This window comes from Marinomonas shanghaiensis (assembly GCF_003259175.1).
Classification (GTDB): Bacteria; Pseudomonadota; Gammaproteobacteria; order Pseudomonadales; family Marinomonadaceae; genus Marinomonas; species Marinomonas shanghaiensis.
Window position 1 is genome coordinate 609,863 of record NZ_QGOK01000003.1, and the last position, 12,372, is coordinate 622,234.

Genomic DNA, 12,372 nt, shown 5'->3' on the forward strand with positions numbered 1-12,372 from the left:
AACGATGATGGAGCGGGAAACGAGGCTCGAACTCGCGACCCCAACCTTGGCAAGGTTGTGCTCTACCACTGAGCTATTCCCGCATTGTACCGCTCTACTCTATTCAAGCGTTTTCTTGGTTATCTTTATTAATAAAGCCAACCTAAAAAGTGGCGTCCCATAGGGGGTTCGAACCCCTGTTACCGCCGTGAAAGGGCGGTGTCCTAGGCCTCTAGACGAATGGGACACAATCAGTTTTGATAAAACTATAAACAAATCACCTTGCTATCGCTAACAATGATGATGGAGCGGGAAACGAGGCTCGAACTCGCGACCCCAACCTTGGCAAGGTTGTGCTCTACCACTGAGCTATTCCCGCAATTAACACTCTCACTTCGCATTAATTTTATGTAAACTATACACCAACTGAATGAAAAGATGGCGTCCCATAGGGGGTTCGAACCCCTGTTACCGCCGTGAAAGGGCGGTGTCCTAGGCCTCTAGACGAATGGGACAACGTTACAATCTTGCTGTGTGAGCGGGTGCGTATATTACTGTTACCAATCTTAAAATCAACAGTTTTTTTCATTAATTTAAGCAACTTAGATAAAAAGTCGCTTTAGAAATCAATCTGATCGGAGCTATTATGCTAAATAAACAACTTTTTTTAACCTTATCCCTATCAACGCTTTTGTTAGCAGGCTGCTCTACAACCCACTATATAAGCATCACACCACAAGCGGATGTGAAGTCCACCGCCCTATCAAATGATAGAGTCATCCATGTCACCACAAGCTCTCGACTCACCAATGCTGTTGGCTCAATCAAAACAGGCATCAACGAACGAGCGGACATTTTTACAACCAATGATATTAAGCAAAGCATTCGAGATAGCGTTTTGAGCGGCTTGAGAGAAATGGGCTTTACGCCTGAACAAGGCGTTATGCCAGCTGCTGACTTACAAATCGAAATCAGCAAAATGAGCTACACCACAAAAGTTGAAGCATTAAAGACAGTAGCGACATTAGAATTTGAACTTAAAACAACACTCGCAGCAAAAGGACAAACCTATAAAGCAAACTATGGCTCTGAGAAAGTAAGAGAATACGGCACCATGCCTTATCAAAAGGCAATTGAAGATGATATGAATGAATTGGCCAGCCAAACAGTAACACGCCTCTTAAGTGATCCAAACATCATTACTTTGTTAAAATAGTCTAAAAGTCGGCTTTCTAGTCTAGTACAGAAAGCCGACCCCCTCTGCCCCCTGCTCCGACATAATATTGAGTTTTTTTCTCTCTATATAAACCTCCCATCTTGAATGCTCACAAGTTCAGTGTAGAGTTAGTGTCTTTCACCCAGCTTCAGTAAGGATAAAGTGGTGCAAATTCGCAAATCAAACAAACTCGCCAATATATGCTATGAAATTCGTGGGCCAGTATTAAAAGAAGCGGTGCGCATGGAAGAAGAAGGCCAGCGCATTCTAAAGCTTAATATCGGCAACCCTGCTCCATTTGGTTTTGAAGCACCTGACGAGATACTCGTTGATGTGATCCGCAACCTACCAACAGCGCAAGGCTACTCTGAATCAAAAGGCCTCTATTCTGCACGCAAAGCTGTTATGCAAAAATACCAAGCCATGGGCATTAAATCCGCTGATGTAAACCACGTTTGGATGGGTAACGGAGTCAGCGAACTGATTGTAATGGCAATGCAAGGGCTGCTAAATGATGGCGATGAAATTCTTATCCCAGCACCGGATTACCCACTTTGGACTGCCGCTGCAACATTAGCTGGCGGTTATGTTCGTCATTACCTGTGTGACGAAGGCTCTGGATGGCAACCAGACATTCAAGACATTAAGTCTAAAATATCGAACAAAACCAAAGCCATCGTTATCATCAACCCCAACAACCCAACGGGTGCGGTGTACGAAAGAGGCGTTCTTGAGTCTATTATCAATCTGGCGGAAGAGCACAACCTGCTTATCTTCTCGGATGAAATATATGACAAAATCCTTTACGACGAAGCTGAGCACATCCCAACAGCCACTCTGACAGAGGGCCGTGCCCCTTGCATTACTTTTGGTGGCCTTTCAAAAGTATATCGCACTGCAGGCTTCCGTTCTGGCTGGATGGTTATTACGGGTGACCGAAGCGGAATCAGTGACTATATAGAAGGGCTAGACATTCTCAGCTCAATGAGACTATGTGCTAACGTACCAGCTCAACACGCTGTCCAGACAGCGCTAGGAGGGTATCAGAGTATAAATGAGCTTATCGTGCCTGGTGGGCGCTTCTATGAGCAACGCAAAGTCGCATGGGAAGCATTAGATTCTATCCCCGGCGTCCACTGCCACAAACCCGAGGGCGCACTGTATTTATTCCCAAGACTCGATCCCAAAATGTACAAAATCAAAAACGACATGGATCTCGTTCTGCAGTTTTTACGCGAAGAAAAAGTTCTTATCGTTCAAGGCACAGGATTTAACTGGCCAACGCCTGATCATGTGCGCTTTGTTTTCCTCCCTCACATCGAAGAACTCACGCCTGCGATGGAGCGTTTTGCTGCATTTTTAGGTCGATTAAGGAAGCGTTAATACTGCGCCATTTTTTCTTGAAATAATCCAATAAACCCCTACTATGCTCCTTAACAACTTATTGAGGAGCGTATTTATGCGTATTGTTCTTTTCTTACTGACAAACCTAGCTGTCATGGTGGTAGCCGGGATTGTCTTAAGCCTTTTAGGCGTTAACGGATATATGACCAGTAACGGTCTAAACTTTACGTCTTTATTAATTTTCTGTGCGGTCTTTGGCTTTACAGGGAGCTTCATTTCTTTGTTTCTCTCCAAATTCATGGCAAAGCGTGGATCTGGTGCCGTTGTCATAGAGAAACCTCGTAACCATAAAGAAGCTTGGCTTCTCGACACGGTTAAGGAGTTGTCTCAGAAAGCTGGGATACAAATGCCAGAAGTGGCCATATTTCCTGCTCATGAGGCAAACGCCTTTGCAACCGGCTGGAACAAAAACGCAGCGCTGGTTGCGGTTTCAAGCGGCATGTTAGATCGCTTCTCTCCTGATGAGATCAAAGCCGTCCTTGGCCATGAAATTGGTCACGTTGCGAATGGAGACATGGTCACCCTCACCTTGGTACAAGGCGTTGTGAACACGTTTGTGATGTTCTTCGCACGCATTGCGGCTTATGCCGTTGATCAATTCTTGCGTCGAAACGACAATGAAGGCTCAGTTGGCTGGGGCTACTATATCGCTACATTTGTATTTGAAATCATCTTTGGCGTATTGGCTTCTATGATCGTTATGTGGTTCTCTCGCTTCAGAGAGTTTAGAGCAGATGAAGCCGGCGCTAGATTGGCTGGCAAAGGGGCCATGATTGCGGCTCTGGCTCGCCTTCAACAAGAGCATGAAGAAAGCCGTATGCCTGACTCTATGCTGGCATTTGGAATTCGTCGCGGCAAAACACCCACTTTGGGCGAACTCTTTTCAAGCCACCCGCCTATTGAAGTAAGAATCAAAGCACTTCAAGCACTCTAAGATTCATTCTTAGAAATGAAAACGCCAGCAAAAAGCTGGCGTTTTTTATAGCATTAGAAAACAAATACAGTTTACTTCGTTTTATTATGTTGAGTCTCTAGAATGAAGGCCATGAGTGGGATGCCAAACTCCTTAGCTAGGTCCATAAAACGCACACCATACACGTAAAAATACTCTACCCCCATACGCGTCAGGAAGTCATTATCAACCAAGCCCGCTTGGACTTGCTCTAGCATCTGAATTTCTTGCGAACGAATTTCACAGTCTAGCTTTAAAATATGATTGTATGGTCCAATTTTCACATTACAGATCAAGCGCATCGTTTGATTTACCGAGCCAAAATCTTCTTTTGAGATCAACTTGGCACCACCAAAACTAAGATCAATGACAATTGCTGAAGAAGGCGCAGCAATGGTCGCATCAGACGTATTTGGCTCCAAGTTACAGATTAAACGTGTCTCAACTCGAACCGCTTGCCTTACTTCCGATGTTTCAACATAACTAGGATAAGCGATGTGTAAATGGGCGGCAGGCTCCAAATAACTCTTCGCCACCTTACTCGAAAAAGCACAGACATGAGTACTAAGCATAAGCCTAACATTGACAATCTGACTCTCCCTTACCAAGATATTTTTCCCATTCAGCTTAGGCGTTGATAAAATCAACGATCGACCTGGAAGACTACCAAGGACTTTAACCATATAGCGCCCAGGAGGAGAAATAAACTCCAACTGAACACTGGTTCCTATTGGCACATCAAGATCGCCTAAATCGACCTGCATTACTCCAGCCATGCACTAACCTTAGTTCTCATATTATTTTACTGAAAAGCCGATTGCACCCAACAAACGAGATACATCACCAGTGGAAGCGATTAAACAGGTATTAAACTCATCTCTTTCTACGTAATTTTTGCGCAACCAGTCAAATACATTACTTTCTTTATTTTCTCGGTACTTAAAACGCAATCGTGCGTCATCTCGCGCCACATCATAGATGGCCTGAATACAACGAGCCAGCATTTCTTCATGCGGTCGCTGAGCATTCAAATTTAATGACGAAAACCATCCTGCACTAATGGCCTCCCTCTGAGACACGGCAGACGCGGCTTTATTTAAATGCTCGCATAAGGCCAAGTAAACCATCCATGTGCCTTTTTCACGACCCTGCTTACTGTATCCCGCAATATGAGGCGTAGCGATATCCACGATGGAAGCCAACTCTTGGTCAATCAACGGCTCACCATCCCAAACATCTAAAACAAGGTGCAAATTGCCTTCTAAATGCTTATGGCGCTCAATTAAAGCACTCTCATTGATCACACCACCGCGACCTGCGGAAATGATTACCGTCCCAGGAGATAGCTGGCTCAACTCATCCGCACCTAACATGCCTTTTGTAGGATGGCTCCCAGAGGTTGTCAATGGAGCATGCAGCGAAATAACATCGCAAGACAATATTTGTTCTAAAGACACAAAATTGACTTCGCTCTGATCCTTTTCTTTTAAAGGATCATAGACGCAAACCTCACACCCTAAACGGGCAAAACGCTGATACACGGTTTTACCCACATTTCCATAACCAATGACGCCGATTTTTTGCTTCAACCAACGTATTTTTTTTGTCATGTAAAGATGGCTTAATGCACTAAAGACATAGTCCGCTACCGCCTCAGCATTGCAGCCTGGCGCACTACTGAAAGCGATATCTGCTTCTGCAAGATACTCTAAATCAATGTGGTCCACACCAATCGTGGCACTGCCCACAAAACGCACCGAACTCCCTTCCAGTAACTCGCGTGTTACTTTGGTAACGGAGCGCACCAACAATATATCGGCCTCTTTTACTTGCTCTTGAGTCAAATTCCGACCGTTTACTAACTCTACAGCACCTAAATGTGAAAACAACGCTTTCACATTTGGCATGTTCTCATCTGCAATGATCTTCATACTGTCGTTTTAAAAACTCATCAAATAGTACATTAGGGCAACGTTGTGCCAATAAATATCGAGAAAAGATTTCCGCTCTTTTTGGTAAACCAGAATCAATATACGAACCAACTTGAGTCATCACCGCTTGCTCAAAATGCGTTGCGTCATAATCCGGCAAAGCCAAATTATCGACACTGACACGAAAGGGCAAACCCGCCGCCCAATGCAAAACACATTCAACCGCTTGCGGTTTCACTTCCACTTGCTCAAACACCTTCTGTGTTTGTAAGTCACGAGCATCAGACTCATACCAATAGCCGTAATCTTCTAGCAAACGCCTGTCGTGACCGGCAATACACCAATGACTTACTTCGTGTAGTGCGCTTGAAGGGTAATCATAACGAAAAAAAATCGTCGCAGGAGCATGATCACTTGCTGGTGTATAAAGAGGCTCATCTGCACCACCAATGAGGCGGGTATTAAAACTTGAATGAAAACAGGCACGAAAAGCGGCCACAAGTTGTGTTGCACTTGCCAACGATAACACTCCAAAAACGAAGAATTATACAGAAGAAACAAAAATGCGCCACGCAAAGGAGAAAACTTCACGTGACGCACTCGAAACAAACCATTGCCGTTATCTTCCATGAATCAATTGGTGATCACAGATCACCCTAAACGGTCAGTTTGAATACATTACCCTCGGTAATAACGAGAAGCAACAAAAGGCATTGTTGTCAATGTAAGAGGTATACTCTTCCCTCTCACATTCGCAAACAAGGATTCACCTGCGTCTAAAGCCGATGTCGACACATAGGCCATCACAATCGGCTGAGAAAGAGTTGGTGAGAAACCACCACTTGTTACTACGCCTTTCACTTGACCTGTGGCGTCGACAACCTCAGCGCCTTCACGCACAGGTGCACGACCTTCAACTAAGAAACCCACACGCTTTCTAGCGGACTTATTTACAAACTGCGGCAATATGATATCAGCACCCGGAAAACCACCTGCACGCTCACCATCAAAACGACGTACTTTTTGTATTGCCCAATTAAGAGATGCTTCTATCGGCGTTGTTGTAGTATCAATGTCATGGCCATACAAGCACAGTCCGGCCTCTAAACGCAGAGAATCTCGAGCCCCCAGACCAATCCATTCAACCTCATCAAAAGCCAACAAGGCATTCGCAAAGGCTTCAGCATGGTCGTTTGGCACAGAAACTTCGTAACCATCCTCCCCCGTATAACCTGAACAGCTCACCCACAACTCAATACCCTGCCACTGAAATTTCAAGCTTTGCATGAAGGTCATCTTTACTGCATCAGGCACCATACGAGCAAAAACTTCACGCGCTTTTGGCCCTTGAATCGCTAGCAAAGATCGATCTTCAATCACGTTAACATCACAATCAACCAAAGAAGCTTTTAAATAAGCAAAATCTTGCTCTTTACAACCTGCGTTTACCACCATGAAAATCTCATCTCCCCAATTGGCGAACATAAGATCATCTGTAATACCACCTTCTTTAGTGGTAAACATGCCGTAGCGTTGTGTGCCTTCGGCAAGACTAAGCACATCGACAGGCAGAATAGATTCAAGCGCCGATTTCACATTTTTACCACGAAGAATTACCTGCCCCATGTGTGACACGTCAAACAATCCGACATTCTCACGAGTCCATAAATGCTCTTTCATAACACCCAACGGGTATTGAACTGGCATTTCATAGCCCGCAAACTCAACCATTCTAGCGCCAGAGGCGATATGTAGATCACACAGAGCAGTACGTTTCATAACGATAACCTTCATTAAAATTGTGATTAGATCTGTTTCCGATTGGAAACAGAGTATCTAAAACAAACTCAGTTTGACAAGCATTAAGCACTATTTATTAAAGAATATTTGCAGCCAAATACAACAGAAATCATTAAAAAACCTGAACGATAGGTCAAATATAATTAAAAACAAACTTTTTAATTGCCCCCTTTTTACTGTTTCCAATTGGAAACTTTTTGATTATGATAAGCAAAATTGACGTAAACCGAACAATGACTGACGCTCTTAGAAAGATGATCTTTTTTCATCATCTTAGACTGCCTTAGTGTTATTATACGCAAGACTCATTGTCTTTTGGGCATACATGTTTATTTAAGAGGAATTACCCCATGGCCAACACCGAAGCCTTTTTCAGCCAAACCCTAGCTGAACGAGATCCAGAACTTTTTGCCACCATCGTTGAAGAGCAAGAACGTCAAGAAACTGGTATTGAATTGATTGCTTCTGAGAACATCACTTCAAAAGCTGTTTTAGAGGCACAAGGTTCTGTTCTAACCAACAAATATGCAGAAGGTTACCCGAATCGTCGTTACTACGGTGGCTGTGAAGCAGTTGATGTTACTGAGCAACTTGCTATCGATCGCGCCAAGCAACTGTTCAACTGTGAATTTGCTAACGTACAGCCTCATTCTGGCGCTCAAGCAAATGGCGCTGTCATGCTTGCCCTACTTCAACCAGGCGATACTATTTTGGGCATGTCTTTGGACGCAGGTGGTCACTTGACTCACGGCGCGCCACCGGCTCAATCTGGTAAATGGTTTAATGCGGTTCAGTATCAAGTTCACCCTGAGACACTCTTGATCGATTACGATGCAATCGAAGCGCAAGCACTAGAATGCAAACCAAAAATGATCATCGCGGGTGGTTCTGCTATTCCTCGCGTTATTGATTTTAAGCGTTTCCGTGAAATCGCTGACAAAGTTGGCGCTTATCTATTCGTTGACATGGCACACATTGCTGGCCTTGTTGCGACTGGCGCTCACCCGTCTCCACTTCCACATGCGCACGTTGTCACAACCACAACACACAAAACACTACGTGGACCACGTGGCGGCATGATTCTTTCCAACGATCTAGACCTTGGTAAGAAAATTAACTCTGCGGTGTTTCCTGGCTACCAAGGTGGCCCACTAATGCACGTTATTGCTGGTAAAGCGGTGGCATTCGGTGAAGCACTAAAGCCTGAGTTTAAAGTCTACATCGATCAAGTTGTTGCTAACGCCAAAGCCTTGGCTGCAGTTATGATTGAGCGTGGTTGCGATATCGTCACTGGCGGAACAGACAACCACCTAATGCTGGTTGACCTTCGCCCTAAAGGTTTGAAAGGTAACGTTGTTGATAAAGCACTAGAACGCGCTGGCATCACTTGTAACAAAAATGGCATTCCTTTTGACACTGAAAAGCCAATGATTACTTCTGGTATCCGTATCGGCACACCAGCAGCAACGTCACGTGGTTTTGGTATTGAAGAGTTCCAAAAAGTGGGTCATCTTATCAGTGACGTACTAGACGGCTTGGTTGACATGCCTGAGGGCAACCCTGAAGTAGAAGCTCGTGTATTAGCCGAAGTCAAAGAGCTTTGTAAACGCTTCCCACTTTACCGCTAACATCATGTACCCAAGGACACACCTCCTTGGGTATTTTTTTCAAGAGGCATAAGCACTATGAGCACTATTCCGGATAACTTAAAATACGCAGACTCTCATGAGTGGGTTTTAGACAATGGTGACGGCACTGTCACTGTCGGCATTACCGACCATGCACAAGACCTACTAGGCGACGTTGTTTACGTTGAGCTACCAGAAGTGGGCGCAGAAGTCGTCGCAACTGAACAGTTTTCTCTAGTCGAATCTGTTAAAGCGGCGTCCGATATTTATGCTCCTGTAAATGGCGAAGTCATTGCGGTCAATGACGCCCTAAACGATGCACCAGAACTAATCAATGAAGCTCCTTATGAAGGCGCTTGGATAGCTAAAATCAAGCTAAGCAACCCAGCCGATCTTGATAAACTACTTGATGCTGCAGGCTATTCAGCCACTATCGAATAGTCTCAAACATAGGCTCTCCCTCTATCCTGTGTTGAGAGCCTAATCTCCCAGATTTTATCTTAATAGGTGATTGAACCATGACCTCGTGCATTCGCGATTTGTTAAACAACGATGAATTTATTGCTCGCCACATTGGCCCTGATGAATCAGAGCAAGCCAAAATGCTAGCAACAATCGGCATTAGCAGCCTTTCAGAACTGATTGAAAAAACCGTTCCAGAGGCCATTCGTCAAGCAAATCTAGACCTTTCCGCCAACCCTGTTAGCGAAAGCGAAGCGCTTGTGCAGTTGAAAGCCATCGCCAACCACAACAAAGTGGCGCGTTCTTTTATCGGCATGGGCTATCACGACACGCATGTGCCATCCCCTATTTTACGTAACTTACTTGAAAACCCAGGCTGGTACACAGCATATACACCTTACCAACCAGAGATTTCTCAAGGTCGTTTGGAAGCGTTATTAAACTTCCAACAAGTCATTATCGACCTAACAGGCATGGAGATATCTAACGCTTCTTTGTTAGATGAAGCAACGGCCGCTGCCGAAGCCATGACGCTGATGAAGCGCTCAAATCGCAAAAAGAGCGATAAGCTATTCGTTGCAAATCACTGCTTGCCACAAACCATTGATGTTGTTAAAACTCGTGCCGAGCTATTAGACATTGACGTTATTGTCGATGATATCGCTAACTTTGCACAGCATGATGTGTTTGGCGCCATCTTCCAATACCCAGGCATTGACGGTACCGTCACGGATTTGACTCCTGTTATTGCACAAGCACATGAGCAAGATGCTCTTGTTAGTATCGCGGTAGACCTCCTTTCACTTGTGCTACTAAAATCACCTGGCGATATGGGTGCGGATATTGTTTTCGGTTCGGCTCAACGCTTTGGTGTGCCGATGGGCTTTGGTGGACCTCACGCTGCCTTCCTAGCAACGAAAGACGCATTTAAACGCTCTATGCCAGGTCGCGTTATTGGCGTATCTAAAGACAGCCATGGCAAACCAGCACTTCGTATGGCAATGCAAACGCGCGAGCAACACATTCGCCGCGAAAAAGCCACATCAAACATTTGTACAGCCCAAGCATTACTTGCCATGATGGCTGGCTTCTATGCGGTTTATCACGGCCCTGCTGGTCTTAAGAAAATTGCCAATCGCATTGCCGCATTAACGAATTGCTTTGCGAACGCCATTAAAAAGCAAAACTTCACAACGAACGCAAGCTACTTTGATACCCTTGTTATTAATACTGGCGAGCAAACAGACAGTATCATGGCTAACGGTGCGGCGAAGTTAATGAACTTCTACAAAGTATCTGAGAGCCAAATATCGGTTGCCCTAAACGAAACCATCACACCAAACGATCTTATCGACTTGGCTGGATGCTTCGGTGCAGAATTGTCGCTAGAAGACGTTACCAACGCTGAAACGGCATACGGTTTTGACACCGCTATGCTACGCCAAGACGCTATACTGACTCACCCCGTGTTTAACAGCCATCACAGCGAAACTGAATTGATGCGCTACATGCACCAATTGGAAGTGAAAGACATCGCACTTAATCAAAGCATGATTCCGCTTGGCTCTTGTACGATGAAGCTAAACGCGGCATCTGAAATGATTCCAGTGACTTGGGCAGAGTTCGGCCGCATTCACCCGTTTGCACCAAGCAATCAAGTTGCTGGTTACCATGCCTTGTTGCAAGAGCTAGTCGATATGCTTTCTAAAGCAACAGGCTACGATACCGTTTCTTTACAGCCAAACTCTGGCGCACAAGGCGAATACGCAGGTCTTATTGCCATTGATAAATACCACAAATCTCGTGGCGACCATGAACGCGATGTGTGCTTGATTCCAAGCTCCGCTCACGGCACCAATCCAGCATCTGCTGCATTAGCGGGCATGAAAGTGGTTATCGTGAAATGTGACGAAAATGGCAACATTGATTTGGTTGACCTTGCAGAAAAAGCCGAAAAACATGCTGCAGAACTAAGCTGCATAATGGCCACCTACCCATCGACTCACGGAGTGTTCGAAGAGCATATTCGTGAAGTATGCGACATTGTTCACAAGTTTGGCGGTCAAGTATACATAGATGGCGCCAACTTAAACGCACTAGTGGGTGTTGCGCCTCCGGGAACGTTCGGCGGTGACGTTTCTCACCTTAATCTGCACAAAACCTTCTGCATTCCACACGGTGGCGGTGGTCCTGGAATGGGTCCAATTGGTGTTAAATCTCATCTTGCGCCTTTCCTACCAGGCCACGCTGTTGCGCCAGTAATGGGCATGCTTGAGCAGCACGGTGCGGTATCTGCTGCACCTTACGGCAGCGCAAGCATTCTGGTGATCACTTGGATGTACATCAAAATGATGGGCGACAAAGGTTTGCGTGATGCAACCTTCAACGCCATTTTAAACGCTAACTATATTGCTAAACGCTTAGCCGATCACTACCCAGTGCTTTACACAGGCAAAAACGGTACCGTGGCACACGAATGTATCATCGACATTCGCCCACTAAAAGCAGAGTCAGGTATCAGCGAAGAAGATATTGCTAAGCGCTTAATGGACTTTGGTTTCCACGCACCAACTATGTCTTTCCCTGTTGCTGGTACCTTAATGATCGAACCGACAGAATCTGAAAACCTTGAAGAACTGGATCGTTTCTGCGACTCCATGATTCAGATTCGTAAAGAGATTAGTAAAGTCCAAGCGGGTGAATGGCCACTAGAAGACAACCCGTTAGTGAATGCACCACACACCGCAGACAGCCTCCTAGACATGGAGTGGAACCACGCCTACTCTCGCAAAGAAGCGGCTTATCCACTGAATTGGATCAAGGCACGTAAATACTGGCCACCGGTTGGCCGCATTGACAACGTCTACGGTGATCGCAACTTATTCTGCGAATGCCCACCAATAAACAGCTACGAAGACTAATCTTCTAAACAGCAGCAAAAACAGAAAGGCGAATCAGCAATGATTCGCCTTTTTTGTTTGCCCAGCGAAGCTGGCAAAC

Annotated in this window: 10 protein-coding genes and 4 tRNA genes; 6 read left to right on the forward strand and 8 right to left on the reverse strand. The window is 45.2% G+C overall.

Going from position 1 to position 12,372, the window contains the following annotated elements:
* Nucleotides 1–8 precede the first annotated feature (8 nt).
* From DKT73_RS03315 to DKT73_RS03330, 4 genes are all read right to left on the reverse strand, one after another.
* Nucleotides 9–83: transfer RNA gene (locus DKT73_RS03315), tRNA-Gly, on the reverse strand.
* Between the two features lie 67 nt (nt 84–150).
* Nucleotides 151–226, reverse strand: a tRNA-Glu gene (locus DKT73_RS03320).
* A 57-nt stretch (nt 227–283) separates the two neighbouring features.
* Nucleotides 284–358 (reverse strand) — tRNA-Gly (locus tag DKT73_RS03325).
* 60 nt (nt 359–418) lie between these two features.
* A tRNA-Glu gene (locus DKT73_RS03330) sits at nt 419–494 on the reverse strand.
* A gap of 131 nt (nt 495–625) precedes the next feature.
* Here DKT73_RS03330 and DKT73_RS03335 point away from each other — a divergent pair.
* The 3 genes from DKT73_RS03335 (at nt 626) to htpX (ending at nt 3,533) form a co-directional block, all read left to right on the forward strand.
* On the forward strand, nt 626–1,195 hold the full coding sequence (locus tag DKT73_RS03335) for a YajG family lipoprotein (RefSeq protein ID WP_111637146.1): 570 nt from the start codon (nt 626–628) through the stop codon (nt 1,193–1,195).
* A gap of 165 nt (nt 1,196–1,360) precedes the next feature.
* Nucleotides 1,361–2,578 (forward strand): pyridoxal phosphate-dependent aminotransferase, encoded by a 1,218-nt coding sequence (locus DKT73_RS03340; protein WP_111637147.1) that lies wholly within the window; start codon nt 1,361–1,363, stop codon nt 2,576–2,578.
* Between the two features lie 76 nt (nt 2,579–2,654).
* Nucleotides 2,655–3,533: a protease HtpX gene (htpX, locus tag DKT73_RS03345; protein WP_111637148.1), complete on the forward strand. Its 879-nt coding sequence runs from the start codon at nt 2,655–2,657 to the stop codon at nt 3,531–3,533.
* A 71-nt stretch (nt 3,534–3,604) separates the two neighbouring features.
* Here the strand turns inward: htpX and DKT73_RS03350 are convergent, their stop codons facing one another.
* The 4 genes from DKT73_RS03350 to gcvT form a co-directional block, all read right to left on the reverse strand.
* A complete protein-coding gene (locus tag DKT73_RS03350) occupies nt 3,605–4,327 on the reverse strand; it encodes a flagellar brake protein (RefSeq protein WP_111637149.1) in 723 nt (240 codons plus the stop codon).
* Between the two features lie 21 nt (nt 4,328–4,348).
* Nucleotides 4,349–5,482, reverse strand: coding sequence for a 4-phosphoerythronate dehydrogenase (locus DKT73_RS03355; RefSeq protein WP_111637150.1), 1,134 nt, complete (start codon nt 5,480–5,482; stop codon nt 4,349–4,351).
* Entirely contained in the window at nt 5,463–6,002 is a 540-nt protein-coding gene (locus tag DKT73_RS03360) for an elongation factor P hydroxylase (RefSeq protein ID WP_111637151.1), read from the reverse strand. The genes DKT73_RS03355 and DKT73_RS03360 overlap by 20 nt, the downstream gene beginning before the upstream one ends.
* Before the next feature lie 158 nt (nt 6,003–6,160).
* Complete coding sequence (gene gcvT, locus DKT73_RS03365; protein WP_111637152.1) at nt 6,161–7,261, reverse strand: glycine cleavage system aminomethyltransferase GcvT; 1,101 nt, start codon at nt 7,259–7,261, stop codon at nt 6,161–6,163.
* Nucleotides 7,262–7,632: 371 nt separating this feature from the next.
* Here gcvT and glyA point away from each other — a divergent pair, with 371 nt between their 5' ends.
* The 3 genes from glyA (at nt 7,633) to gcvP (ending at nt 12,293) form a co-directional block, all read left to right on the forward strand.
* Nucleotides 7,633–8,910, forward strand: coding sequence for a serine hydroxymethyltransferase (gene glyA, locus DKT73_RS03370; protein WP_111637153.1), 1,278 nt, complete (start codon nt 7,633–7,635; stop codon nt 8,908–8,910).
* 57 nt (nt 8,911–8,967) lie between these two features.
* A complete protein-coding gene (gcvH, locus tag DKT73_RS03375; RefSeq protein WP_111637154.1) occupies nt 8,968–9,351 on the forward strand; it encodes a glycine cleavage system protein GcvH in 384 nt (127 codons plus the stop codon).
* A 77-nt stretch (nt 9,352–9,428) separates the two neighbouring features.
* Nucleotides 9,429–12,293 carry an aminomethyl-transferring glycine dehydrogenase gene (gcvP, locus tag DKT73_RS03380; RefSeq protein ID WP_111637155.1) on the forward strand — a complete coding sequence of 955 codons (2,865 nt, stop codon included), beginning with the start codon at nt 9,429–9,431 and terminating at the stop codon, nt 12,291–12,293.
* Nucleotides 12,294–12,372: the final 79 nt, after the last annotated feature.